General features: G+C 51.6%; 24 protein-coding genes. 17 read left to right on the forward strand and 7 right to left on the reverse strand.

Going from position 1 to position 24,148, the window contains the following annotated elements; all coding sequences use genetic code 11:
- Positions 1 to 81 precede the first annotated feature (81 nt).
- From ACI7RC_RS12905 to ACI7RC_RS12925, 5 genes are all read left to right on the forward strand, one after another.
- Positions 82 to 762, forward strand: a complete 681-nt coding sequence (locus ACI7RC_RS12905) for a YidC/Oxa1 family membrane protein insertase (RefSeq protein WP_408108659.1) — start codon at positions 82 to 84, stop codon at positions 760 to 762.
- Between the two features lie 132 nt (positions 763 to 894).
- Positions 895 to 1,449, forward strand: coding sequence for a hypothetical protein (locus ACI7RC_RS12910; RefSeq protein ID WP_408108660.1), 555 nt, complete (start codon positions 895 to 897; stop codon positions 1,447 to 1,449).
- A 1,090-nt stretch (positions 1,450 to 2,539) separates the two neighbouring features.
- Complete coding sequence (locus ACI7RC_RS12915) at positions 2,540 to 4,468, forward strand: putative thiazole-containing bacteriocin maturation protein (RefSeq protein WP_408108661.1); 1,929 nt, start codon at positions 2,540 to 2,542, stop codon at positions 4,466 to 4,468.
- Positions 4,465 to 6,408: a TOMM precursor leader peptide-binding protein gene (locus ACI7RC_RS12920; RefSeq protein ID WP_408108662.1), complete on the forward strand. Its 1,944-nt coding sequence runs from the start codon at positions 4,465 to 4,467 to the stop codon at positions 6,406 to 6,408. Before ACI7RC_RS12915 ends, ACI7RC_RS12920 begins: the two co-directional genes overlap by 4 nt.
- Positions 6,409 to 6,430: 22 nt before the next feature.
- Positions 6,431 to 8,014: a SagB family peptide dehydrogenase gene (locus ACI7RC_RS12925; protein WP_408108663.1), complete on the forward strand. Its 1,584-nt coding sequence runs from the start codon at positions 6,431 to 6,433 to the stop codon at positions 8,012 to 8,014.
- A 79-nt stretch (positions 8,015 to 8,093) separates the two neighbouring features.
- Here the strand turns inward: ACI7RC_RS12925 and ACI7RC_RS12930 are convergent, their stop codons facing one another.
- Positions 8,094 to 8,408, reverse strand: coding sequence for a hypothetical protein (locus ACI7RC_RS12930; protein WP_019122749.1), 315 nt, complete (start codon positions 8,406 to 8,408; stop codon positions 8,094 to 8,096).
- A gap of 88 nt (positions 8,409 to 8,496) precedes the next feature.
- Here ACI7RC_RS12930 and ACI7RC_RS12935 point away from each other — a divergent pair, with 88 nt between their 5' ends.
- Positions 8,497 to 8,949 carry a DUF188 domain-containing protein gene (locus tag ACI7RC_RS12935; RefSeq protein ID WP_019122750.1) on the forward strand — a complete coding sequence of 151 codons (453 nt, stop codon included), beginning with the start codon at positions 8,497 to 8,499 and terminating at the stop codon, positions 8,947 to 8,949.
- Position 8,950: 1 nt separating this feature from the next.
- Here ACI7RC_RS12935 and ACI7RC_RS12940 read toward each other — a convergent pair whose 3' ends face one another.
- The gene (locus ACI7RC_RS12940; RefSeq protein ID WP_019122751.1) at positions 8,951 to 9,832 is read right to left on the reverse strand and encodes a LysR family transcriptional regulator; all 882 of its coding nucleotides are present in this window, start codon (positions 9,830 to 9,832) and stop codon (positions 8,951 to 8,953) included.
- A gap of 127 nt (positions 9,833 to 9,959) precedes the next feature.
- Here ACI7RC_RS12940 and ACI7RC_RS12945 point away from each other — a divergent pair, with 127 nt between their 5' ends.
- From ACI7RC_RS12945 to sda, 3 genes are all read left to right on the forward strand, one after another.
- Positions 9,960 to 11,165, forward strand: a complete 1,206-nt coding sequence (locus ACI7RC_RS12945) for an MDR family MFS transporter (RefSeq protein WP_019122752.1) — start codon at positions 9,960 to 9,962, stop codon at positions 11,163 to 11,165.
- Positions 11,166 to 11,289: 124 nt separating this feature from the next.
- Positions 11,290 to 12,672 carry a TolB-like translocation protein gene (locus ACI7RC_RS12950; protein WP_019122753.1) on the forward strand — a complete coding sequence of 461 codons (1,383 nt, stop codon included), beginning with the start codon at positions 11,290 to 11,292 and terminating at the stop codon, positions 12,670 to 12,672.
- A 588-nt stretch (positions 12,673 to 13,260) separates the two neighbouring features.
- Complete coding sequence (sda, locus tag ACI7RC_RS12955; RefSeq protein WP_019122755.1) at positions 13,261 to 13,422, forward strand: sporulation histidine kinase inhibitor Sda; 162 nt, start codon at positions 13,261 to 13,263, stop codon at positions 13,420 to 13,422.
- Positions 13,423 to 13,495: 73 nt separating this feature from the next.
- On the opposite strand, the gene ACI7RC_RS12960 is transcribed toward sda, so the two are convergent.
- Positions 13,496 to 13,990, reverse strand: coding sequence for a hypothetical protein (locus ACI7RC_RS12960; RefSeq protein ID WP_408108664.1), 495 nt, complete (start codon positions 13,988 to 13,990; stop codon positions 13,496 to 13,498).
- 246 nt (positions 13,991 to 14,236) lie between these two features.
- On the opposite strand from ACI7RC_RS12960, the gene ACI7RC_RS12965 reads away from it, so the two are divergent.
- Positions 14,237 to 14,497 carry an Fpa/YlaN family protein gene (locus ACI7RC_RS12965; RefSeq protein WP_390620996.1) on the forward strand — a complete coding sequence of 87 codons (261 nt, stop codon included), beginning with the start codon at positions 14,237 to 14,239 and terminating at the stop codon, positions 14,495 to 14,497.
- 29 nt (positions 14,498 to 14,526) lie between these two features.
- On the opposite strand, the gene cax is transcribed toward ACI7RC_RS12965, so the two are convergent.
- The gene (cax, locus tag ACI7RC_RS12970; RefSeq protein ID WP_408108665.1) at positions 14,527 to 15,570 is read right to left on the reverse strand and encodes a calcium/proton exchanger; all 1,044 of its coding nucleotides are present in this window, start codon (positions 15,568 to 15,570) and stop codon (positions 14,527 to 14,529) included.
- Positions 15,571 to 15,693: 123 nt separating this feature from the next.
- Between cax and ACI7RC_RS12975 the strand changes: the two genes are divergently transcribed.
- Positions 15,694 to 15,936: a hypothetical protein gene (locus ACI7RC_RS12975; RefSeq protein WP_408108666.1), complete on the forward strand. Its 243-nt coding sequence runs from the start codon at positions 15,694 to 15,696 to the stop codon at positions 15,934 to 15,936.
- A 58-nt stretch (positions 15,937 to 15,994) separates the two neighbouring features.
- On the opposite strand, the gene sleB is transcribed toward ACI7RC_RS12975, so the two are convergent.
- Complete coding sequence (gene sleB, locus ACI7RC_RS12980) at positions 15,995 to 16,771, reverse strand: spore cortex-lytic enzyme (protein ID WP_408108667.1); 777 nt, start codon at positions 16,769 to 16,771, stop codon at positions 15,995 to 15,997.
- A gap of 259 nt (positions 16,772 to 17,030) precedes the next feature.
- Here sleB and ACI7RC_RS12985 point away from each other — a divergent pair, with 259 nt between their 5' ends.
- Complete coding sequence (locus ACI7RC_RS12985; protein WP_408108668.1) at positions 17,031 to 17,369, forward strand: Asp23/Gls24 family envelope stress response protein; 339 nt, start codon at positions 17,031 to 17,033, stop codon at positions 17,367 to 17,369.
- A 69-nt stretch (positions 17,370 to 17,438) separates the two neighbouring features.
- Here the strand turns inward: ACI7RC_RS12985 and ftsW are convergent, their stop codons facing one another.
- Together ftsW and ACI7RC_RS12995 are read right to left on the reverse strand one after the other, a co-directional pair.
- On the reverse strand, positions 17,439 to 18,605 hold the full coding sequence (gene ftsW / locus ACI7RC_RS12990) for a putative lipid II flippase FtsW (RefSeq protein ID WP_408108669.1): 1,167 nt from the start codon (positions 18,603 to 18,605) through the stop codon (positions 17,439 to 17,441).
- A gap of 69 nt (positions 18,606 to 18,674) precedes the next feature.
- Positions 18,675 to 19,019, reverse strand: coding sequence for a YugN family protein (locus tag ACI7RC_RS12995; RefSeq protein WP_408108670.1), 345 nt, complete (start codon positions 19,017 to 19,019; stop codon positions 18,675 to 18,677).
- A 180-nt stretch (positions 19,020 to 19,199) separates the two neighbouring features.
- Between ACI7RC_RS12995 and ACI7RC_RS13000 the strand changes: the two genes are divergently transcribed.
- The 5 genes from ACI7RC_RS13000 to ACI7RC_RS13020 all read left to right on the forward strand — a co-directional run bounded on the left by ACI7RC_RS13000 (position 19,200) and on the right by ACI7RC_RS13020 (position 24,046).
- Complete coding sequence (locus ACI7RC_RS13000; RefSeq protein WP_408108671.1) at positions 19,200 to 19,643, forward strand: CBS domain-containing protein; 444 nt, start codon at positions 19,200 to 19,202, stop codon at positions 19,641 to 19,643.
- Between the two features lie 353 nt (positions 19,644 to 19,996).
- The gene (locus ACI7RC_RS13005; RefSeq protein ID WP_408108672.1) at positions 19,997 to 20,755 is read left to right on the forward strand and encodes an IclR family transcriptional regulator; all 759 of its coding nucleotides are present in this window, start codon (positions 19,997 to 19,999) and stop codon (positions 20,753 to 20,755) included.
- A gap of 331 nt (positions 20,756 to 21,086) precedes the next feature.
- Entirely contained in the window at positions 21,087 to 22,163 is a 1,077-nt protein-coding gene (locus ACI7RC_RS13010) for a TRAP transporter substrate-binding protein (RefSeq protein ID WP_408108673.1), read from the forward strand.
- A 24-nt stretch (positions 22,164 to 22,187) separates the two neighbouring features.
- A complete protein-coding gene (locus ACI7RC_RS13015) occupies positions 22,188 to 22,712 on the forward strand; it encodes a TRAP transporter small permease subunit (RefSeq protein WP_408108674.1) in 525 nt (174 codons plus the stop codon).
- A gap of 44 nt (positions 22,713 to 22,756) precedes the next feature.
- Positions 22,757 to 24,046 carry a TRAP transporter large permease gene (locus tag ACI7RC_RS13020; RefSeq protein WP_408108675.1) on the forward strand — a complete coding sequence of 430 codons (1,290 nt, stop codon included), beginning with the start codon at positions 22,757 to 22,759 and terminating at the stop codon, positions 24,044 to 24,046.
- Positions 24,047 to 24,148 lie beyond the last annotated feature (102 nt).

Genomic DNA, 24,148 nt, shown 5'->3' on the forward strand with positions numbered 1-24,148 from the left:
GTTCCAAATCTAGGGGAGAGGACGGTCTGCCATCCTTGGATTCGCGTTTAACCAAACCGATTACAAGGAGGAAGAAATCATATGTATGCTTGGCTGCAGCCCGTCGTATCCATCTTTTCACCCATGCTCACGCTTTGCTTCTGGCTCGTCCAGGACTGGGGTTTGGCGATCGTTTTATTTACGCTGATCGTTCGTTTTTTTCTGTCTCCGCTTAACCTGAAGATCGCCCGGCAGCAGATTTTGCAGCAGCGGATTCGACCCAAAATGCTGGAACTGCAAGAGCGGTACAAGAGCGATCCGCAGCAGCTTGCACAAGCGATGGTAAAGCTGTACCAACAGCACGGAATCAAACCGTTGATGACGTTTGCCGCCGTGTTTTTGCAAGCGCCGATTTTTATGGGAATGTATGCGCTGTTTCTCAGCCAGGGAGCGGCGATGTCGTCTATCTTGATTCCTTGGGTGAGCACGTTTGCCCAACCGGATGCATGGCATATCCTGCCCGCATTATCTATCAGCTTTACGTATCTAGTTCATTTGCTGCCGCTGACCGGTGACTTGCTGCCTGCCCTCCCGCTTGGCCAACGGGCGGGAACCGGGCTGCTGATGGTTCCTGTACTGCTGCTGTTCTTGTGGAAAGCACCTGTGGCAACGGCTTTATACTGGGTGGCCGGTTCGATCTTTGCACTCCTGGAGCGAGTCTTTTACCGGACCGCCTGGGGGAGACGAGTACTTAGCCGCGGCTTGATGGAAGCTGCCGAATGAATACCGCAAGCAGACATCCCTTCCAATGGGGCTGTCTGCTTGCTCTTTTTTTCCCCGGATGATTTTAGTGTATAGCCTATCCCACACAGCGTATTTTCACATACATTGGAATTACGAGGGAGGTGTTATGCCGTGGCTGAGAAGAGGAAAAAACGGAATCCGGCCGCTAAACCCGTCAATCTGAGAGATATTGCCCACTCAATTGCGACCATGGATTCGTCGCTGAAGCGGACTTCCGAGGTGCTGGGCCTGATCCAAAGCGATATTAATGATATCAAGCTGCATATGCAAAAGCGCAACAAGTCAGTCCTGTCGCTGTTTTCCAAAAACAGGAGGAGACGCGAAAGTCCCGAGAGACAGGATAGACCGGAAAGATCGGAAAAACCTGCGAACTCCAAAAGGCCCGTCATGGAAGCGCAAGTCCCTGCCCCGCCGCAAGTCAGGCCTGGAACTGGCGCCTCTCGCGCCCCGCAGAAACAACCGCGTGCCGATCATTCCAACCAACTTTCTGAACTGCTGCAAGGGGTTGATTTGACGCAGATCATGAAGAAACTGCAGGATCCAAAGACGAAGGCAGCGCTGAAAAAACACTCCAATCTGCTGAATGACAGTCAGCTAGATTTCTCGAAAATTATGAATATGATGAAGGATCCGGAAATACAAGATTTGTTAAAAAACATTTCTTGAGGGGACAAACATCCATTTTGATCAATTGGTGACAAGCATCTAAAGAACTTCGCTGCTCTCCTTCATACCTTGTATTGTCTATTGAATCTCTTTGAGAAGGGAGAGAGCGGGATATGGGTTTCTTCGACGATTTCCTCATCGTCTTGGTGCTGTTTATCCTTCTTGTCATTGTTGCAGAGTTCGAAAACTAAACTTGCTGACAGCGATGTCTCCTTCCGACGCTTAGACTGAGACGAAAAAAGAGCAGAAGCCGCTAAGTATGAGGCGACTGCTCTTTTTTATGAATCAATTTCTGCTCCCCGTTTAAACCAAGGGGACGATTGCTTTCAATTCTACCTAAATAGGCTCCCGCTTTGGTATGGATCATCGACCATTTTCCAATGCTTCCTGCCAAAGCCTGCTTAGGACGGGACATCCATATTCACTCCTTCCCCTTCTCTTTATGAAGCTTTTACTAGTATATGGGACAATTTCATTTCTGCTTCTGGTCGATCAACTATATTCGACTTCTAAACAATTTCAACTGCAGAAAGCGGATTCAGCCATTCAACCAATTTCGCAATGATGTGTGATTAACCCAAAGAACTCATCCTTCTTTCGTCATACGCTGTAACAGCAATGCTATCACCTATTGAAAAGAGGTGATCGATAGGCTGTTAAAAGTTCATCAGGCACCTCGTATTTGGCTCATGCTCAATTTTACAAATGGAGGGATTTAAGATGGGGCGTAAAAAGGATCTTCAAAATTTGGAAGTAGGAGAATTCAAAACGAGTAGTTTTAAAACTTCAGATACCAATAATGATGCTGATGAGGTTCTAGGATTCTGCCGAAGCTGCCGCCGTTGCAGAAGATGTCGCAGGTGCGGTGGCTGCTTCAGCTGCTTTGGCTGCTTTGGTTGTTTCTTCTGTTTCATTTAATTCTGGCAGACAGTGACCGTTTTATAGAAAAGTTATCATCCCTGCACAGCTCAGACTTGAGCTTTGCAGGTTTTTTTTCGGCGAAGAGACACCGGACAAATGGCTGTGCATAGGAATGCAGTGTAGTAACTGGTTTTGAAGGATGTACAGCTCACAGTAAAGGAGAAACAAAATGACAAATTTGAGCCCATCTTCACGCCTGAAAGTAAAGGGGGACACGTTTTTTCTCCCTGATCCCGACGGCGGTGTGTACTTTCGAAACAACACTGGTTCTGTTCGCATCGAAGGCAGAGCGATCGATCAGTGGATTGAAATACTGATGCCGATGTTCAACGGGGAGCACACGATGGAGGATCTGACAGACGGATTGTCGGATCAACACCGGGAGCGGGTGTATGAAATCGCAGAAATGTTATACGAAAACGGCTTTGCCCGGGATGTCAGCCAAGACCGCCCACATCAATTGGCGGCAGAAGTTCTAAGCAAGTATGCTTCTCAAATTGAGTTTTTGGACCACTTTGTCGGTTCCGGAGCATATCGGTTTCAAAACTACCGCCAAACAGAAGTTTTGGCAGTCGGCTCCGGGCCCTTTTTTACGTCATTGGTGGCGGCTCTGTTGGAATCCGGATTGCCCAAGCTCCACGTACTGATTACCGACTCGTTGCCAACCAATCGAGTGCGATTGGACGAATTGGCCGCCCACGCTCGCAAAACGGACCCTGAAGTATCGCTGGAGGAGGTCACCTTGTCAAATGGGGGAATGAGTGCCTGGCAGGAGGCTGTAGATCCGTTTGAGTCGATTTTGTATGTGTCCCAGCAGGGGGATGTCGAGGAACTGCGGATGCTTCAAGCTGTTTGCAGGGAGAAGGGGAAAGTGCTGCTCCCCGCCATGTTTCTAAAACAAGCGGGACTGGCGGGACCGCTGGTACATCCTGACTCTGAGAGGTGCTTTGAATCGGCATGGCGCCGGATACACCAGTCTGCGGTTTGCAAAGACCCGCAACTGCACGCCTATTCCCCCACAGCGGGAGCGATGCTGGCAAATGTCATCGTGTTTGAATTATTTAAAACGGTTGCGGGAGCAGCCGAATCGGAAGGGCAAAATCAATTCTTTCTGCTGGATCTGGAGACTTTGGAAGGAAGCTGGCATTCGTTCTTGCCGCATCCTCTTATAACCGGGCTCCCGACAGCAAAAAGGATAGAAAACCTTGAACAAAAGCTCAAAGAAGGTTGGGACAGCGAAGAGCCTGGCGAACTGCTTCCTTTTTTTAGCCGGTTGACATCGCCCATATCAGGGGTTTTCCATGTATGGGAACAAGGTGACTTGAAACAGCTTCCGCTGGCTCAGTGCCGTGTTCAGGCAGCCGACCCGCTGTCAGAAGGACCGGCTAAGCTGCTGCCGGACATGATCTGTACGGGTCTCACCCATGAGGAAGCGATGCGGGAAGCGGGACTGGCCGGCATTGAAATGTATTGGTCGCAAATGGCTGATCTGCTCGTTCCGGTACGGGGAGAATCGCGGGAATGTATCGGTATTGGAGCGGGGGAAACGATCGCGGAAGGCGTTTGCCGCGGGCTGCAATCTTGTTTGGCCGAGGAACTCAGAAAGCGAACGGCGGGGCAGAAGCCTTCTGTCTTTCGGGTGCACTTGGATGAAGTCGAAGATGAGCGCTGCCGTTTTTATTTACAGGCATTGAACACGCTGATAGGAGAGACGGCCATCTGCTTGGGTGAAGAAGTATCGGGCTTCCCCGTGGTGTGGGCCGGTGCAGGCGGCCGCTGGTGGGGCAGTGCAGGATTAAATGTAACAATCGCGCTGCGAAAGGCGTTGCAGCAGGGGCTGTTCTGGGGACAAAACCAGGTTGCGCCAGCGGAACTGCTCGAGGTCTCGGACGTGCTGCCGGACGAAAAGGGACCGCAATCCCTTGCGATCCCCGCGTATGATGCGGGGGACTATCGTGAGCTCCTGTACTCCTCCATGCAGGTGTTAAAACAAGTCCGCAGGCGGCTGGAAGTATTGGAACTGACACTCGAACCGTTTATGAAAGAGCAGCTTGCCGGCGTGTTTGGCGTGTTGCTGCGAGAGGAGGAGTCCCGGTGAGTGCTGTTGTGGCAATTGTCGGAGAAGGACTGTTGGCGGAATTTGCAGGTGGAGAGCTATCCGCCAAATACGAAGTCGTGCGTCAAATTGACCTAGAGGGGGGCGCGCCAGAAGGGGCGGATTTGGCGCTGGTGCTGCACGACGCTTGGCAGCCCTCCGCTCATCGCAAAGCGGAGGAGGTGTTTCAGTCTGCAGGCATCCCATGGCTGCGCGGCTTCGTTTCATTTGGCGATGGTGTAATCGGGCCTTTGGTTCGACCGGGAGTCCCTGGGTGTTCCCAATGTGCGGACGCAAGGCATCTCATGGAAGATAGCGAACGCCGGGAGAGGTGGGAGCTTCAACAGATGCTGGCGGAACAAGGAGGAAAGCCGAGTGATCCGTGGGTATCTCGCACGGGAATTTGGCAGGTCGGCCAACTGCTCATCGCAGAGGTAGACAGGATACTGGAAGGAAGCCGGGCTTTTACAGAAGGAGGAGTGATTTTTATCAATCTAAAAACGCTGAAGAGTTCACGTCACTCCTATTTGCCCAGCCCGCTGTGTCCGGTCTGCAGCCATTTGCCTGTTGATTCGGAGACAGCGGCCCGAATTTCACTGCGGCCGAGTCCGAAGGTCAGCGCAGGCAGTTTTCGCTGCCGTTCAATCGATGAACTGAAGCAATTTCTGTTTAGGGATTACCTGGATTACCGGATGGGCCTATTAAATGGGAAAATGCATGACCTGTTGTCGCCATTTGCCACTGCAAGCGTAAATCTGCCCTTGATGACGGAGAACGAAGCGACAGCCGGGCGGACTCACTCGTATGCGGAAAGCGAGTTGACTGCGATTTTGGAGGGCTTGGAGCGGTATTGCGGACTGCAGCCGCTGGGGAAATCGGCTGGGATTCGCGACAGCTTCCGCAATCTGAAAGACCAGGCTCTTGATCCTTTGAAAGTAGGCGTCCACACGAAGCAACAGTACGCGATGCCAGGCTTTCCTTTCAATCCGTTTCATCCCGATCACCCAATCGATTGGGTATGGGGCTATTCGTTTTTGCAGGAGCGTCCGATTTTGGTTCCGCAGCTGCTCGCATACTACAGCTTGGGCTGCGGCGATGGCTATGTCTTCGAAACATCCAACGGCTGCGCTTTGGGGGGGAGCCTGGAGGAAGCGATTTTCTACGGTATCATGGAAGTGGTGGAGCGTGATTCATTCCTGCTGACTTGGTACGCCAGGCTGCCGCTTCCCCGGCTTGATCTTAGTTCTGCCGACGATCGGGAACTGCAGCTGATGGTCGATCGCATACGAGCAGTAGCGGGATATGAACTGTATTTGTATAACGCGACGATGGAGAACGGTATTCCCAGCATTTGGGCGCTGGCGAAAAACAGAAAGCAAACGGGATTGAATCTCATCTGTGCCGCCGCAGCTCACCTGGACCCCATACGGGCGGCCAAGGGCGCCATACAAGAGTTGGCCGGTTTGATGCTGACGCTTGATGAGAAATGGGAGGAGAATCAGGAGGAGTATGAGCGAATGCTCCACGATCCGTACCTCGTACAAAGTATGGATGATCATGCCATGCTGTACGGTTTGCCGCAAGCCGAGGAACGCCTGCAATTTTTGCTGGATGAAAATCGGCCGCTGCGAACGTTTGCCGAAGAATTCAAGTGGAACACCAAACATGCGGACCTGACCGATGATCTGAAAGACATTCTTCAAGGATTCCGGAGATTAAATCTCGATGTGATCGTGGTTAACCAGACGTCTTCGGAATTGGAACGGAATGGACTTCATTGCGTGAAAGTGCTGATTCCGGGAATGCTGCCGATGACGTTCGGACATCACCTTACGCGTTTGGAAGGGTTGGAGAGGGTGCTGCGGGTGCCAGCCGAACTCGGATATGCGAGACAACAGCTGACACCGGAGCAGCTCAATCCACATCCGCATCCGTTTCCGTAAGCCAGGACGGGGAGAGAGAAGGATGAATCTGGAGGAATTTTTGTACAATCTGCAGTTTGACATTGAAAAGGTCAAACCGCCGGATGTAGACGTAGATTGGGATGATGCGCCGCTTCCGTATAAGATCTACCGGGGACTGCCGGTGTTTCCGCTGTCTTCCGAGGTACCGCTTTCGCTGGAAGGGGTAAGTGAACCGAAGGAACCTGATGTTCGCCAGATCGGCCATTTTCTCTGGTACGTATACGGGCTTACGCAATTGGCTCAATCGGCCGTTCCCTTGTATTCTCTGAAGCCGGCGTTGGGTATCATGCATACGCTTCGGCGTTTTGTTCCCTCCGGAGGGGCATTGTATCCCAGTGAATTGTACGTGTATCTGAAAGTGGAGGATTTGCCTTTTGGGATGTACCATTACGATGCTGCGCACCATCGCCTGGTTTTGGTGCGTGAAGGCAATTTCGATGCCTATCTGGCCCGGGCTCTGGGCAATCGCTGTGACGTGTCGGCTTGTTTTGGGGCTGTGTTTGTGTCGACCATGTTCTGGAAAAACTTCTTTAAGTACCATAACTTTGCCTATCGCCTGCAAGGACTGGATGCCGGGGTATTGATCGGACAGTTGTTGGAGGTGTCAAAGCGGTTTGGGTTTGAAACGGGCGTGTACTTCCGCTTTTTGGATCAGGCCGTCAACCATTTACTCGGGCTGTCCGAACAAGAGGAGAGCGTGTATGCAGTGATCCCGCTGTCGATAAAACCTCCCGCTGCCTGGTTTGCCAACCGTGATGGCGAAGCCGGGAAGCAGGTTGCTGCCGAGCAGTTGTGCCGGGAGCTGTCACCGATTGCTCCTCGTCACTACGTGCGGTCGCGAAGGGTCAAAGAGTATCCCATGCTCATCAAGCTAAACAAAGCCTCCTTTTTGGAGGCGATCGGGCCGGTTCAATGGACAGCAGAGAGAAGCGAGAATGACAGCGGCAGCCAGATGGCGCCTCTCCCTCGCGTAGATAGATTGACCTATGACCTTGCATCGGTCAGCCAAAAACGCTGTTCGCCAGGGGACGACTTCGTTTTCGGCCAGGTTGATCCATCTCAACTTGCCACACTGCTGCATGAAGCGACGGCCTCCTTCTCGTATCGAAGTGATTTGGATGAAGCCTCCAAGCAGCCTCGGCAGCGCGTTTCGCTTTATGGATGCCTATTTGGCGTTGAAGACATACCACATGGTGCCTACCAGTATGACAGTGCTGCTCACGCCTTGCGTCCATTGCTCCCCGGGGACCAGCGGGACCTGCTGCATGAGGGGATGTCGATGTTCGGTGTCAACCTGTTCCAGGTGCCTATGTGTCTGCATGTAGCGGGGAATCGGGATTTCCTGTTGCCGGCGCTGGGATACAGAGGGTACCGCATCCTGCAAATGGAAGCGGGGATGCTCGTGCAGCGCTTGCTGCTGGCAGCGTCTGCCATCGGGTTAGGAGGGCACCCGTTACTGGATTTTCATACCCAAACGTGCGATGAGATTTACAAGCTGGCTGCTTTTGAAAAAACAAGCCTGATCCAAATCCCGGTCGGTCACTACTGCCTTCGAACCCGGCTGCAGGGAGGCTTGCATAGTTAGCTCAAAAAAGGACACACGCAAGAAAACCACCTGTGGCGCTGTTTGGGCGCCGTCGGGTGGTCTTTTTGCTGGAGTGCACTTATTGGTGAGTCTGCCCGGGTTCAAAGTCCTGCTGAACCCGAAACCAGATGTTCAAATCGTTGATGACGCTGGCCAATTCCGCGATTTCTTTGATCAGCTCGCATGAACGCTGGAAATTTTCTTCGTCATGCAGCTGTTCCTGCTTCTGGTTGATGATTCTCTCCAACTGAAGAATCCGATCAGGAATTCGCGCGCGAATTTCTTCCCACTTCAGCAGCATGTCGGCCCGCTCCTGAGTGGAGTACATGTCCCACTCCCGATCCAGGGCGGGAAGGGGAATCCCCAGTCGATGATCCAAGACAAAATGGTCCAAAATCCTGCTTCACTCCTCTCTCGTCCTCTACATCATATCACAGAAGAGCGTGGTACAATGTAGAGAAAAAGCGAAGGGGTTGATTCCGTTGCCTCATCGGGTGCTCGTTGATGCCGATGCATGTCCCAGGTCGGCGCTTGCCATCGTCGAAACGGTCTGCAAAGAATACGGTTGGACATGCCTTACTTACGCCAGTTACAACCATCTGCGAACCGGTCCCAACCACACAGTCGTCGATGCCGAACCGCAAGCGGTCGACATCAAACTGACAAACGACACGCTGCCAGGCGATATCGTCGTCACACAGGATATCGGTCTGGCAGCGCTGATCCTGGCCAAACAGGCAAAGGCCCTCTCGCCCCACGGCGAAGTCTTTTCCCACGAGAATATCGCTTTTCAGCTGGAAAAGCGAAATGAACAGGCCAGGTACCGCCGCGGGGGAGGAAGGACTCGCGGACCCTCTGCCCGCACCGGCAAAGACGATCAGCGCTTTGCCGCCTCGCTGCGCCTCCTGCTCGCCGCAGCCGATGAGCGCGAGTGACCTAAACGGGGTAGCCGAATTCACGCATCAGGTTCAACCACTTTTCGACGCTTGACCGATGCTTTTTTTCCGGGGGCAGCACGATGTAGACGGAGCGCTTCGGCGGTGTGCTGCCGCTGATCGTAATTTGCCTGAGCGTCCCGTCAGCCAGCTCCGCTTTTACCGTCGAACGGGTGACGAGGCTGACACCCAGTCCTTCCTTGACGAAGTCGATGGCCAATTGCGGCTTGTCAAGCTGCAGCTTGGGCACGTAACTGGGCGGCAGGGACTGGTGAATCCATTCGTGAAAGGGCGGACCCCAGTTGACGTACAACAGCGGCAGCTGCGCCAGCTCCGATACATCGACAACCTGTTTTTGTGTCACCGGATGGGAAGGCGAGCCGACCAGCACAATCTCGTCCTCGTAGAACGGGATGACCTCGAAGTTGGGCAGGGACGGCGGAATGTAGACGATCCCCAGCTGGATGATGTGGTCGAGCAGATAACCGATGACGTCTGAGGAATGCCCGGTTTTGGTCCCGATGGCGATCTTTGGATAGCGCAGGTGGTATTCCTTCAAGATCGGTTCCAGCATGAAGGTCCAGATCGAGTCCAGGCTGCCGATCGTAAAGCGATCTTCGTACGGCTGCAGAGCGGCCACTTCGCTCAAACCTTCGTGGGCCAGCTTCAGGATCCGCTCGGCGTAAGGAAGGAGGGCGAGTCCCGCCTGTGTAATTTCCACACTCCTTTTGTCGCGGATAAACAGGGGTTTTCCCACCCGCTCTTCCAGCTGCTTGATCCGCATCGTAATGGTCGACTGTACGAGGTGGAGGCTTTCCGCCGCCTTGGTAAAATTTTTCGTTTGTGCCAGGGTATAAAAGGCCTTTAGCTGCTCGAAGTCCATCAAATGATTACCTCTTATGAAAAAGATTGATAACACTGAACGAAATTGTTCGTTTCTCAAATTATACAATTTTATGTAAGCTGGGGGTAGCTTCATTGAAATACGGTTGAAAGTGGGCAGGATTTACATGAATCGAGAAGTTTGGCGGCAAACTCCAGTTTCAGTCAAATGTTTGCTGGCCGTATCGTTTTTGATGAACATGGGCTTCTATGCGCTCATCCCCTATTTAACCCTGTATCTGACCGGAAGCTTTGCCTGGACGGTCGCGATGGCCGGACTGATGCTTGGCGTCCGGCAGTTTTCCCAACAGGGCTTTGCCTTTATCGGCGGGATGGCGGCCGACAAATTTGGCTACAAGGCCACAATGCTGCTGGGATTGATCGTGCGGGCCGCCGGTTTCACCATGTTTGCTTTTTGCACGGAGACCTGGCAGTTCTTTTTGGCGGCGTTTCTCTCCGGAATGGGCGGCTCCCTGTTTGATCCTGCCGTCTCCGCAGCGTACGTCATCCTGACACCCGGGTCCATTCGCCAGGAAGTCTTCGCCTTCAAGAACGTGCTGAACAACGTTGGCGTCGTCGGCTCGCAGCTGATCGGCACCGTGCTCGCAACAGTGGATTTTTTCTGGCTGTCGCTCTTTTCCGGAATGCTGTACGTCGGCTGTGCCACAGTCGCCTTTTTCTATTTGCCGCCAATCCAGGCTGGCAACAAAAAAGGGGGGATGGGCGCCGGCTTCCGGCATATTTTGCGGGACGGCTCGTTTCTCAGCTACACGGGGATCCTGATCGGATTCTACTATGTGAATATGCAGTTGTTCTTGTCTGTGCCGCAGATGGCGGAGCACGTGCTGGGCAGCAAGACTGGCGTCGGGGTTGTGCTTGCTACGGTTGCCGTATCCGTCATCCTGTTTCAAATGAAAATCTTGCATTGGGTTGAAGGCTTTCAGCAGCGTTTTACCCTGATCGGCATAGGAGCGCTGGTCATGGGAGCGGGGCTGTTTTTGCTTTCCTTCGCGGGCTCGCTTTGGGCGATGATGCTCGACGTATTTATTTTTGCGATCGGCACCATGATCTCTGCGCCTTTTCTGATCGACATGGTCCCGCGGTTTGCACCCAAAGAATACATCGGCGCCTACTACGGGTTCAACGGGTACTCGCTGGCGTTTGGCGGCTCCATCGGCACCTTTTTCGGCGGCTGGATGTACGATCTGGGAGTACAGCTCGATCTGCCGTGGCTCCCCTGGTCGATCTGCCTGGTCATCGGCATGCTGGTCGCTTGGGGATTGTATACATTGGAAGGGAAGCTGCACGTAAAAGTAAGAGGCCAGTCAGCCTAGATCAAGACAGATTTCTCCCATCGGCAAAAACAGCGAAGCTCTTCTGCAGGGGATACCGAAGCGGATTTTGGATACCCTGAGGGAAGAATTCATTCCAGTAACAAGCATGGGAGGATCGGAAACGATGATGCTGAAGTATGGGACTGTTGTACTATCGCTGCTCGCCACTCTGATTTTGCAACCGCTGCAGGTGACGGCGGAACAGCCGGCAGTCTCGGATGAAACGGCGCCACCCCTGCCGATGCGGGTCTCGCCTGTGACGATCCCGGCCCGCATTGCGCTTGTTTCCGGCAATGCGCTTTGGATCGTAGAGGGGAGCAAGCCGGAGGCCAAGCCCGTCAAGGTTCAGACCAAGGGATCTGTAGACGCCATCGGCTGGTCACACGATGGGGCGTGGCTGTTGTACCAGCAGCGAACCAAGGAATTTGGTCCAGCCTATCTGTGGGCAGCCAAGGCGGACGGCAGTGTCACCCGGCAGGTTGATTCCCAGCCGTTGTCTGATCAAGCCTCCTGGTCGCCCGTACAGAACATGATCGCTTACAGTACGCTGGATCCTGCTGGGCAGCTGCCCGAAGGAAATCTAAAGATCGCCACGGTGTACGCCGACGGTCAGATTTCTTCACGCGTGCTTTTGCCTGGCAAGAGCAGGGTCGGAGCGTTTGCCTGGGCACCTGACGGAAAGAGCCTCGCCGTCTCGCTGGAGCGGCTCAAAACTGAACCGCTGCTGATCGACCGGGTCACGCTTGCGGGAAAACGCACCCGTCTGATGGCCGAGGGAGGGCCGGTTGATCCGAATGTCGGAATCTACCCATACCTGGCTTCCGGCCTTACGTGGTCGCCGGATGGCAAGTATTTGGCCTTCCACGTTACGGTCAGTTCCGGATCGATGTCGGCGGACGGGGTGGCCATTCAATTGCTGGATACCACCAAACCCAACTGGATCGTGGAGTTGGGTGTCGGACTGAGATACCCGCAGTGGCTGGCCTGGTCGCCCGACAGCCGACAGTTGGCCTATATTCAAGGCGGGCGGCGGGAAGCGACGGACAACAAGCATTTGTTCATCGTCGATGTCAGCGCCGGATTTGCCATCGTGGACAGCGGAATGAAAGGCTACGTCGATACCCAGCCACGCTGGACAGCCAAGCAGCCTTACGCTGTTGTGTTTGCCCGGGGGAGGGAATCGTTCAAGATGGGCACGACAGAATCCGGCGGCGTTCTGGTGCCGGGACAGCGCATCTGGATACGCGGCCGGGACGGTCAGGAGCAGGCGATCACCGTAGGACCGGACAGCACGGCCGACTACGATCCGCAGGTGTCCCCGGACTGCAGGCAGCTGCTGTTTATGCGGCTGCATGAAGCTCACAAAGGCTCCCTTTACGTTCAGGAGTACCCCAATGGCCCTGCCGTTCCATGGCTGACGGGACTGTCGGGTGAGTTCGGATATTACGGCAACTACTATCCAAGCTGGATACAGGTCTTCTGGGAACGGCCGCGGCGCAGCGGATAAAAGCGAATCCCTCTTTTTTCTGCGAAAGATTTTCAGCGAAAGAACAGAGGAAAGGCGAGCGGAGAGAAACCTGACGTTTGATGGAGAAATTTGTTTCCTAAAAAATACCATAACGAATGTAACTTTTTCCGCCTTTATCTCGTATAATATAATAGAAACCTTTGGTTATAGATGAAAAGAGGGAGTGTTGCTATGGATGAGCGTAAAAAGTTAAGAAAAATGCTGTTTGTTACAGGATCGATCGGCTTCTTTGTGTTCGCAATGGTCGTCGTCACCGAGATCGTGCGTTTATCTGTTCATGTTATACGGTAATGAATAAACCGATTGTATAGAGGCAGTGCTTGCCAGAAAAAAGGAGCTTTTCCTCTGAGATTATGGGGAAAGCTCCTTTTTTTTCGACAAATATCGAGTTTCTGTGGATAAGAAGCAGAGTCAAATCCACATTGGTATTCTTCGTTTTGTAACAGTTTTACACAAGCTATTCACAGGTTACCAACAGTGATGTCCACAGAACCTGTGGATATCGGAACGGTTGTTCGAGCCTGGACGGACATGCTACAATGAAAAAAATGAGTGGAGGTGTAAGACGTGAAGTACCTAAGCGATGCTCTATTGCTGGAAGTGTATCAACGGGCTAAAGAACTCCAATTAGAGCAGGCGTTTATCGAGCTACTCTACTCTGAGATGCAAGACCGCAATTTAGTCCAATTTGAAGCTTCCACTCAAGACCAGGCAACAAGAACGGCGTAGCAATCGATCCGAACGTTGCCTCGAGCCTGTTGCCGCCCGCTTCTGCACGGGCGGCTTTTTCATAAAGTGGAGCTTACTCCGCCGCCAGTTCAAAGGCCGTTATGGAGTCAATCGGCTCCCCGTTTACCTGTTCCGGCAGATAGAACAGAACCGGTCCGCGTTCGCGAATCGGCTTCCCGTCCTTGGCGAACTGAAGAATTGCCCGCTTGGCCTGCTCCAACGTAAGGGTTATGGTTTCCATGTTTTCACGATGGATGCGCAGAAGAGTCGCCTCCGGCAGCGGTTCGGCGTTTTCCAGAAACGGCGCCAGCTTGATGGCGAAGTCGCCATCCAGTACTTTCCGCACTTGAAGCAGGCTGCGCTGTTCGGAAGGAGGAGTTGCTCCTTCCTCCAGTTCCTTGTCCCATTGTGCCCCCGTGCCTTGCAGGTAGGACTGCTCTTGGTCGGCATCTTCAACATCTGGCCGATACGTGCGAAGATCAAATTTCCGATCGTCAAAAATCCACACACTGGGGTCAAGCGTAATTCCAAAGCGTACGGCTCCTTTTATCACAATTACGTCAGCCATATCCATCTCTCCTTTGCTCACTTCTTTACATTACTTCATCACGGCGGATAAGTACAGACCCGCAGCGGTCCCTGTCCTTTGCCTGTCCGAAATCACTTCTTCGTTCCGTGTTCGAGAGGGTTAATTTTCCATGGAAACACAAACAGACCGCTTCTCCTCTTTTCAAATGGACGTAAATGGCGTACTATGTATGATAGATAGTGGCAAACGGAGGGATAGGTTTTGACACAGGTTAGGATTCCGGACATGGCAAATAAAGCACTCGCATTGCTGCGAGATGATGCGAACAAGATCTATAAATTGATTGACGTACAGATGGAAAACCTGACCATGCCGCAGTGCCCTCTCTATGAGGAAGTACTGGACACGCAAATGTTCGGGCTCTCCCGTGAAATCGAGTTTGCCGTTCGCCTGGGTCTGATCGAAGAAGAGGCCGGGCGAGAAATCATGGGGGATTTGGAACGCAAACTTGCACTGCTTCACGAAATGTTTAATAAAGACAAGTAAGCGAGGGATGAACTCATCCCTCGCTTTTTTTAGGTGATGTAGAAGGCGGTCCCGAGAATGAGGTAGACGGCGAGCAGCAGTACGCCTTCATACCAGTTTGTCGCCCCGTCTCGCGAAATGGAAATGGCAATGAATGCCCCTACGGCAATGGCGGTTAGTTCATAAGGGGTAAAGACGATATTCATCGGAGTGCCCAGCAAGAGACTGATGAGTATAAGCGTCGGGGCGACAAAGAGGGCGATCTGCAGACTGGAGCCGATAGCGATTTCCACCGCGCCGCCAATCCGGTTTTTCATCGCCAGCATGACAGCCGCACTGTGTTCAGCCGCATTGCCGATAATCGCGATGACAAAGGCGCCGACGAACAGCTCCGACCAGCCGAAGGTGACTACTACGGATTCGATGCTGTGGACCAGCCATTCCGAGACGACGGCGACAAAGAAGGTTGCGGCGATCATCATGATGATTGAGACGCCCTTCGACCAGAGCGGCTCGTGATCGTTTGGCTCGATGTCGGCAAGAATCTCTTTGTGCGTCACCATGGAGAACAACAGCCAGAGGATGTAGGCCACGATCAGGATGATCGCGATCACGACGCTAAGCAGGTTGATCTGATCCTGCGACAGACCGCTCATGAACACAGCCGGCACAAACAAGCCGATAACCGACAGAACCATTAAGGAGGAGTTGTGCCCGGCAAGCGTCCCATTGTACGCCTGCTCTTTGTATTTAAAGCCGCCAAACAGCACGCTCAGGCCCAATACGAGCAGCATATTGCCGATGATAGAGCCGGTGATGGAGGCCTTCACCATATCGAACAGGCCTTCTTTCAGCAAGAAAAAAGAGATGATCAGCTCAGCGGCATTGCCGAAAGTAGCGCTGAGAAATCCGCCGATTCGGTCCCCGGCGTAGTACGCTACACTCTCCGTGGCCTTTCCCAGCCAGGCGGCCAAGATGACGATAGCCAGCGAAGCTATGGCAAACTTGAGGATTTCATTTTGCAGCAGATAGTGAGAGCCTGCCGCGAGCACCAGGCTGGCTGCGATCAAGGTATAAAAACGTTTCAGGTTCACCCGTGTCACCTCGGTACATAGTCTGCCCTGCGGCTCCTCTATTTATATGACGAATGCATATCGTGCAGAAGACGTGAAAAAATAGGAAAGACAAAAACGGCTGGAGGAAAGGAGGAGTTTTGCTTGACACAACCGTATTTTTGTCCGACCTGCACATCCAATCGGATGCGCTTCAACATCATTCAGCAGGTTCCCCAAGCAGTTCGCATGGATCCGCAAACGGGCGAGATCGTAAAAAACTTGTCTACCGAAGAACTAGATGCGTTTCATCAGCCGTATCGCGGTGATGCTTTTCTGGTACAGTGCGGAGTGTGCGGGACCATTGAGCGGGAAGAGCGTTTCATCAAAATGGCACAAAAAGGATAAAAGAAAGCTGCTGATCATATGGTCAGCAGCTTCCTCTTTTTATTTTGTTTCCTGCTTGTCAATAGCAGAAGATGTGCTTGCCGATCTGCTTGATTTGCGGTCTGCTCCAGATCCACTTCGAGGTTGCCGTCTCCGGGTTGAAATAGTACAGCGCACCGTCAGTTGGGTCCCACCCGTTGATGGCATCCTGTACAGCTTTTCTCGCAGAGTCGTTCGGGGTCAGCCAAATTTGCCCGTCGGCTACGGCCGTAAAGGCGAGCGGTTCAAAGATGACACCGGACGGCGTATTGGGAAATTGCGGGCTCTTTACCCGGTTTAAGATGACGGCAGCCACGGCGACCTGCCCTTCGTAGGGTTCCCCGCGCGCTTCCCCGTACACACATTGGGCCATTATTTTCAACTCATTTTCCGGGAAGCGCTTCGAGTGCGTGGTTCCAGCCGGAGTTGATGGCGCAGTAGGCTGGGGTGCAGGTGCAGGTGCAGTTGTTCCGGCGCCCAATTCCTCGGCAGTCGGGCGGTAGTCCTTGGTCGCATTGTAGAGCATCAGCTTGCTTTTCGGACCCAGAACACCGTCTACCTCTTCCAGGCCGAATTCGTATTGAAAGTTCCGCAGTGCCCAGTACGTCTGCCAGCCGAACTGACCGTCGACAGCGCCATGGTAAAAACCTAAATGCTTCAAACGGTACTGCAATTCACGAACGTCCTTGCCCGTCGCGCCTACCTTGACCACCTGGTTGCTGAACGCCTCTGTCACAGTCTGGATCCCGGCTGTAACGGCAACCAGGGAGAGAAGAACGGTCAGAAGGATAAGTTTCATCCGCTTTGTCATCCGCATGTAAGTATCTCCTTCCTGATCTTGCTTCTGTGGTTATTTTGTCCCGACCTGTACTCTTTTAGGAGGAATCACAGTTGTAAAATACTGGTCATTTTTTACCGGCCGATCAAACGTTATTTTCTCTTTTACACCCAAGCTCTTGCCCGGTATAATAAGAAAAAGTTCGTATATGAACACGCTTTCACACGGCGTGTCGACATACATGGCGGCTGCAGACATGTACGGTTGGACCTACTTATATCCGAGAGAGGTGTGAAGCATGGAAGGTAGAATGAGGGGAGAAGTGCGCGTTGCTGATCACGTGGTGGCAGTGATTGCCAGTGTAGCAGCTCAGGATATTCCGGGAATTGTGTTCAAAGGGGGATTGTACGAAGAGTTCTCCAAACGCGTAGGAGGGAAAAATTCCGCCAAGGGCATTCAGGTGAAACTGGAGGAAGGGGAGACGAAGATTGACATGCGAGTCGTCGTGCGGTACGGACTGCAGATCCACCAGGTTTGCCGGGCCTTGCAAGCGCAGGTCAAACAGTTGGTCGAGCAGCTTACCGGGATCCCTGTCAGGGAGATCAACGTCCGCGTCGAGGGAATCGAAACCGCTTGAGCTGCAGAAAAAAGAGGCCTTCCTTCACGGGAAAGCCTCTTTCTTATTTGAAAACTGCAGCCGCGGGCTTTAGGTTTGGCCCCTGGCTTGTACCAGCTCCAAGGCCTTTTGCCGGTTTACTTCTCGCGACACGCTGAGCAAGAGGCCCGTTCCGAGCAAGCAGACCAACAGGGAGGAGCCGCCGTAGCTGATAAAGGGAAGCGGCACTCCGGTCAACGGAATAGAGGCGGTAACGCCGCCGATGTTGATCAGCGCCTGGATGCCGATCATCGCGACAACGCCAATCCCTGTGAGGCTGGCGAAGTTGTCCTTGCACTTGAGGCAGATGTACAGGCCCCGCAGCAAAAAAGCGAGGTAAACGAGCAGGAAGATGGACGCGCCGATAAATCCGAACTCTTCGCCGATGACGGAAAAGATAAAATCGGTATGGGCTTCCGGTAAATACAAATACTTCTGAATGCTTTTTCCGTACCCGGCTCCCGTAATCCCGCCGCGGGCGAAGGCAAAAAGCGATTGGCTGATCTGCCATCCGTCACCCTTGGGATCGGCCCATGGATTGGTATATGCAAGGATTCGCACAAGGGCGTGACTTTTGACCGAAACGTACCAGGTTAAAAAGAGAGAAACGGGGGGAACGGTCAGCAAGAACAGCTGCTTGATATTGGCGCCGCCGCAGACCATGATAATTCCGGCTGTCCCCAAAAGAATCGCGGCTGTTCCCAGATCGGGCTGCAGGGCGATCAAGAGGAAGAACACGCCAGTTACCACCAGTGCCGGCATCAGCCCCGTTTTAAAATCGCGAAAGCGCTCCCCCTTTTTGGAAATGATCGCGGCCAAGTAGAGAATCAAACCTAGCTTGGCAAATTCGGCCGTTTGCAAACTGGCTGGTCCTATTTTTATCCATGACTGCGCTCCTTTGATCGGATCCGCAATACCTGGCACATACACCAGGATAAGCGAGATAAAACTCAAGACGGCGATTAGCAGAAAGTTTTTTTTGTAGAACGAAAATGGGATATTCATGGTGATAAACATCCCGATTATGCCTGCGCATACCCACATGATCTGTTTCTTAATAAAGTAGAGGGAGTCTCCTTTACAAGACCCGCACCCAAGAATGCTAAAATCGACGTATGCGTAAATCGAACTGGCGCTGATCACCATGGTTATTCCAAATCCTACCAGTAAAGCTGTCAAAAACAGGAGTAGAAAGTCCGGTACACCGCGCGTTTTCAACAGATGATACCCCCTTGACGGAAAACAGAGAGGATCCCTGCTCCCTCTCTGCCAAATGTGGAGTATATGTTAGTAACTTGACAACTTTTCTTTTAGTTGGCTCAATTTGCGATTAGCGGAGTCGAGAATGGCTTTTGGCACTTCTGCATCGTAGTCCAAACCATGAGGGAAGAGGTGCTTGCCGATAAATGGCTCATCAGTCTTGAGCAGCGTGTGCGGATCTTCCAATCCGCCTTCAACAACATCCGCCGGAACGCGCAGATAGTATGTGTTGGAGCGATCGTCCATTTTATAATCATATGTAGCGTGGTTATAATCCCATGCCCAGCGAATAAAGCCAAGCCCGTTCATGATTTCGTCTAATTCAGCAAGAATCAGCTCTTTATTGCCAATCCCTGTGTCCTTCAACAGCATATGTTTTTCCTCCTTAACGTACCTTCCTGTTTGTAGGGAATCATTCACTCTCTTATGATAGTAGGTTTTCCGCATTAACGCAATGTGTAAACGGGATTCTTACGGAACTTGTCACAGTGCATGAGATCGCAGGGGGCGGGAAAAACTACAAACTGTTCATGAAAAAAGGAGGAAACAGGGATGGCAAAAGTGGAAAATCGCACCTTGCGTGAAATTATGACGAAAGATGTTGAAACCGTAAGCCTGAAGGACAATGTCTACGAAGTGGCCTGCAAAATGCGCGATTGGAACGTAGGATCCATTCCTGTCGTAGACGAAAAGCACGATGTGATCGGGATCATCACCGACCGGGATATCGTCATCCGCGGCCTTGCCGAGAAACGGGAAGGATCGGCTGCGATCGAGCAGGTCATGTCCCGTGACATCGTGCTCGGCCGGCCTGATATGACGGTAGACGAAGCGGCAAAGATGATGGCCGAACACCAGGTACGCCGCCTGCCTGTAGTCGACAATGGAAAACTGGTGGGCATCGTCGCCCTGGCCGACATGGCTGTGCGCCAAGTTCATCAAGATGAAGCCAGCGAAGCGCTTAACCAGATTTCCGAACCGGCTTCCCGCCACTAATCGCCGGGTGAAGGGCCTTTTCTCAACGCATGGGGAAAAGGCCTTTTGCATTTTTCGTAAAATGGGCTTGATCGACCATGGCATCCTCCCATCCGCCCGCATAGGCTGGTAACGTGAAGAAAGGAGGATCCATATGGGCTTTTTTGATTTTGGCGAGAATGAAGAGATTCTCTGGATCATTATTGTAGTGGTGATTCTTCTGTTCTTTTTTAACGACCGGAACTGAGCAGTCCTGTCTGGCTTTTTCGCGAAACGACCTTGCAAGGGGTCGTTTTTGTCATACTATGAAGCTTTACCTTGCGTTTCGAAAAATTTATACTTGTAAATAAACTTCCTTTAAAGGAGGGTATCCAGTGACAAAGCAAGCGTCAAAACCCAACGTCATTTCAAAAACGTTAGAAGTGATTCGGGCTTTTACGGATCATCAAAAGGAATGGGGCGTCAATGAGCTGGCCCGTTTTTTGGACGTGCCAGTCAGCACACTTCATCGCATTCTAAAAATACTGAGAGGGGAAAATATCCTGGAAGTTTCCTCCGAAACGGGAAAATATAAAATAGGTGCAGAGATGATTCGGATGTCCTCGATCATCTCTTCCAAGGTTGACATTAAAAATGTGGCGAGACCTTTTATGAAAAAACTTTCGAATATGGTGAATGAATCTGTCTACCTGGCTCTTTACCATCCCCAGCACAAAAAAATGTCCCTTATTGACAGCGTCCACAGCTCGAATAATGCCCTGCAATATGTGCTGGAACTTGGAGTCTTGCAGCCGATCTATTTCGCCGCCAGCGGCAAAGTGATTCTCGCCTTTCTCGGTCAGGAGGAAATTGACAGTGTTTTTCAAGCGGAGGGAGTCAGCGAAGAGGATCAAGTCAAAATCAGAAAAGAGATCGCGATGATTCGCGAGCAGGCGTACGCCTTTACGATAAACGAAAGGAAGATCGGGGCCTTGGGGATTAGTGCGCCAATTTTCGATGCTTCGCAGAAGGTGATTGGCAGTTTGTTCTGTGTAGTCCCCGTCAAGAATTTCGATGAGAGCAAAAAAGACTTTTTCGTCAGACACGTCAAGGAGGAAGCTAAAAATATCTCCAATTTACTTGGCTTTCGATAAATCACAGTGCAATCACAGTGTAACCATCCATCCTGACGAAAAATAAACTAGAATATTCATAAAAATCGTGATAATATTCTACTATTAGAATTGTACTTACTCTTAAAAGAGGGGAAGCAGCCAGCGAAAGAATAATAGCATATTGGCATACTCAAAAAATGGAATGGTATTCTATTATATGGTATGCTTTATTATTTTCTTATTATTTTTTCGCCAATTAACGGAATGGCATTCAACTATGTGGAATGAACTGATAGTTAAGAGAGGAGGAGATGTTTGCGTTTGGGAGATACATCATTTTGAAAGCGCTTTTCCATGAAAGGGGAAGGGAATGATTATCGTGAGAATTCTAAAAAGAGCTGGTTTAACCGTTGCCATGATAAGTCTGCTGATCACGACGGCCTGTGGCGGTACAAAAGCGGGCGAACCTGGCAAGCAGCAGGATTCGTCAAGCTCTTCGGAGGTGATAACCCTGAAGGCGGCGGACTCCCTCCCGACGAGCAACGACTTGTCATCAGAAGGCATCGTGTATTGGATGAGGCAAGTGGAGGAGTTGACCAATGGGAAAGTGAAGTTTGAACATTTCCCTGCGGAACAGTTGGGAAAAGCAAAAAACATGCTGGATATCACGAAAAATAAAGTAACAGATGTCTCGTATATCGGAGTCGGGTATGTTCCGGATAAACTCCCTTTGAGCGGCGTTGGAGAGCTTCCCGGTGCAGCCTCCAGCTCTGTGGAAGCGACCAAGGCGTACTGGAAGGTTGTCCAAGATCTGTTACTGGAAAAAGAATTTTTGAAAAATGGCGTTCGCCCCATGTTTGCGGTTGTACTGCCTCCCTACAAGGTCATGACGAAGGGAAAGCCGGTTCAAACCATTGAAGATCTCTCGGGACTAAAGCTGCGCTCTGGAGGCGGAGCGCAAAGCTTTACGCTCACTTCTCTCGGGGCAACTCCCGTTTCGATGCCGGCGCCCGATACATACACGGCACTGGAGCGGAAAACCATTGACGGGGTCATCTTCCCGTTGACGAGCATCAAACCGTATCAATTGGAAAAAATTGTGGAATACGTAACGGATAACAGCAACTACGGAGGCTTTGTAGCCACTTATTGCATTAATGAAAAAGTCTGGCAATCTTTGCCGGAGGACATCCAGCAAGCCATGCTGAAAGCGGGCGAGAATTCGATGAATCACCTCGCTTCCCATCTGGATGACATGAATCAAAAGCTCCAAGCGGAATTTAAAGCCAACGGCGTTCAATTCATTGAGATGGACGAACAAAACTTTGGAAAATTTGACCAAATCGTGAAAGGCATATGGGACAATTGGGCGAAAGAATTGGACAATCGGGGCTTGCCGGGCACGGAAGTAAAAGACGCTTTCAAAGCGGCGCTGAAAGGGCAGTAAACGCTGCAGAGGGAAGGGGATTGTATGAACAGGTTCAAACGCGTTTTTGCGAAACTGGAGTCCATTCTTCACGCCTTGAGCTCCGCAGCCATCTTTTTCATGATGCTGCTCATCGCTTTCGATACGGCAGGCCGTTACTTTCTTAACAAGCCGATACAGGGAACGTACGAAATAACGGAAATGTACTTGATGGTGATGGTCGTATTTCTCACCCTCAGTTACACATTTAAAAGCGGGGATCACATCAGGATCGACATCTGTTATCGCCGATTCCGCCCCAAAACCAAAGCTCTCATTGACGTGTTTGGCATGCTGATCTCTGCTGCACTGTTCGCTGTGATTGCCTATCAAGGCGGGATGTCAACCCTTGAGGCCTGGAGTCAAAATGAGTATACCTTTGGCGTTATCACCTTGCCTATGTATCTGTCGTATATCTGGGTTCCACTGGGAAGCGGCGCGCTGACCTTGCGTTTGATCATCGATGCTTGCAAGGAAGTCCAAAAACTGATGAAAATGAGTAACGAGGCCAAAACCGCATCCCGGCTGTAAATTTAGCTTCATTTCTGAAGCCGCATCAAAAGAGAGGTGCCAAAATGACTGTAGCAATACCGATTTTAGGTCTGTTTGCGTTCTTGCTGCTAGGCATTCCTGTCGGATTTTCTTTGGCGATTGCAGGGGGACTCGGACTTCTGATCAACGGAGGTTGGGATCTGATGACAGGGATTCTGCAAACGACCCCCTATGCAAGTGCAGCCAGTTTTGTCCTGACCTCTATTCCCATGTTCATTCTGATGGCAGAATTTGCAACAAACAGCGGTATGACAGAAAAAACATTCAAAGCTTGCAATCGATGGCTGGGCCATTTTCCCGGCGGTCTGGCAATCGCGACCGTCATCGCCAGCACAGGTTTGGCCGCTATTGCAGGGTCAAGTACGGCAGCGGCTGCGTCAATGGCCAAAACGGCTGTCGGCGAAATGCGAAAATACCGCTACAAGACGAGTTTTGCCGCGGGGGTTGTCAGTGTGGCCGGAACCTTGGCGATCATGATTCCGCCCAGCATTACCCTCATCATCTACGGAATTCTGACAGAAGTGCCGATTGGTCCCCTGTTAATCGCGGGGATCGTACCTGGGATCATCACAGCGATTGGATACATCCTCTCTATCGTATTCTGGTCGAAAAAATGGCCGGAGGATGCGCCGCGAATGGAGAAGTACGCCATGAAAGACAGGATCAGTTCTCTTCGGGGCATCTGGCCGATGCTGCTGGTGATTGTTTTTATGATTGCCGCTATTTACTCAGGCGCGGTTACTCCGACAGAAGCAGGAGCGGCGGGCGCTTTCGTCACGATGTTGATCGGGATGTTTTTGGTGGGGCTGAATGTACCTGGAATAAAAGGAGCGCTTAGCCGGACAGCGCAAAGTACCTGCATGATCTTTATGATTGTCATCGGGGCGATGATCTTTGGGTACTTTATTACGAATATTCAATTGACACAGACAATTCTGCAATATATTTCCGGGCTGCCGCTGTCCCCATACGTCATCATGGGGCTGATCGTTCTCATTTATCTGATCCTGGGAACGTTCATGGATCAATTGGCCATCTTGTTCTTGACGATTCCACTAACCTTTCCGATTTCCCAATCGTTAGGGTTCGATCCGATATGGTTCGGGATTATCGTCACCAAGACAGCGGAAATCGGACTGATTACGCCGCCTCTCGGAATGAACGTTTTCATAACGGCGAATGTTGCAAAGATACCGGTTTCGGAGGCGTTTCAGGGGGTTTTTCGCCTGTTGGTGGTAGAGGTGTTCATTTTGATTCTCCTGTTCTTTTTTCCGGCGCTGTCAACCTGGCTGCCGCAGATGATGGGAAAATAGCATCCCGTCCGACACCAAAAACAAAAATGTCGGTACTGGAAGTCAAGGGGCTTTCCCTTGGCTCCGGCAGGTTATAAAAATGGAATACTATTCAACTATTCG

The sequence above is a fragment of the Brevibacillus sp. B_LB10_24 genome, from assembly GCF_046036945.1.
Lineage (GTDB): Bacteria > Bacillota > Bacilli > Brevibacillales > Brevibacillaceae > Brevibacillus_C.

What these genes read in the sequence shown, in the direction of transcription:
- ACI7RC_RS12905 (WP_408108659.1), top strand. Translation starts at nt 82, where the DNA reads ATGTATGCTTGGCTGCAGCCCGTCGTATCCATCTTTTCACCCATGCTC.
- ACI7RC_RS12915 (WP_408108661.1), top strand. Translation starts at nt 2,540, where the DNA reads ATGACAAATTTGAGCCCATCTTCACGCCTGAAAGTAAAGGGGGACACG.
- ACI7RC_RS12925 (WP_408108663.1), top strand. Translation starts at nt 6,431, where the DNA reads ATGAATCTGGAGGAATTTTTGTACAATCTGCAGTTTGACATTGAAAAG.
- ACI7RC_RS12940 (WP_019122751.1), bottom strand. Translation starts at nt 9,832, where the DNA reads ATGGACTTCGAGCAGCTAAAGGCCTTTTATACCCTGGCACAAACGAAA.
- ACI7RC_RS12945 (WP_019122752.1), top strand. Translation starts at nt 9,960, where the DNA reads ATGAATCGAGAAGTTTGGCGGCAAACTCCAGTTTCAGTCAAATGTTTG.
- ACI7RC_RS12950 (WP_019122753.1), top strand. Translation starts at nt 11,290, where the DNA reads ATGATGCTGAAGTATGGGACTGTTGTACTATCGCTGCTCGCCACTCTG.
- ACI7RC_RS12960 (WP_408108664.1), bottom strand. Translation starts at nt 13,990, where the DNA reads ATGGCTGACGTAATTGTGATAAAAGGAGCCGTACGCTTTGGAATTACG.
- ACI7RC_RS12965 (WP_390620996.1), top strand. Translation starts at nt 14,237, where the DNA reads ATGGCAAATAAAGCACTCGCATTGCTGCGAGATGATGCGAACAAGATC.
- sleB (WP_408108667.1), bottom strand. Translation starts at nt 16,771, where the DNA reads ATGCGGATGACAAAGCGGATGAAACTTATCCTTCTGACCGTTCTTCTC.
- ACI7RC_RS12985 (WP_408108668.1), top strand. Translation starts at nt 17,031, where the DNA reads ATGGAAGGTAGAATGAGGGGAGAAGTGCGCGTTGCTGATCACGTGGTG.
- ACI7RC_RS12995 (WP_408108670.1), bottom strand. Translation starts at nt 19,019, where the DNA reads ATGCTGTTGAAGGACACAGGGATTGGCAATAAAGAGCTGATTCTTGCT.
- ACI7RC_RS13000 (WP_408108671.1), top strand. Translation starts at nt 19,200, where the DNA reads ATGGCAAAAGTGGAAAATCGCACCTTGCGTGAAATTATGACGAAAGAT.
- ACI7RC_RS13010 (WP_408108673.1), top strand. Translation starts at nt 21,087, where the DNA reads ATGATTATCGTGAGAATTCTAAAAAGAGCTGGTTTAACCGTTGCCATG.
- ACI7RC_RS13015 (WP_408108674.1), top strand. Translation starts at nt 22,188, where the DNA reads ATGAACAGGTTCAAACGCGTTTTTGCGAAACTGGAGTCCATTCTTCAC.
- ACI7RC_RS13020 (WP_408108675.1), top strand. Translation starts at nt 22,757, where the DNA reads ATGACTGTAGCAATACCGATTTTAGGTCTGTTTGCGTTCTTGCTGCTA.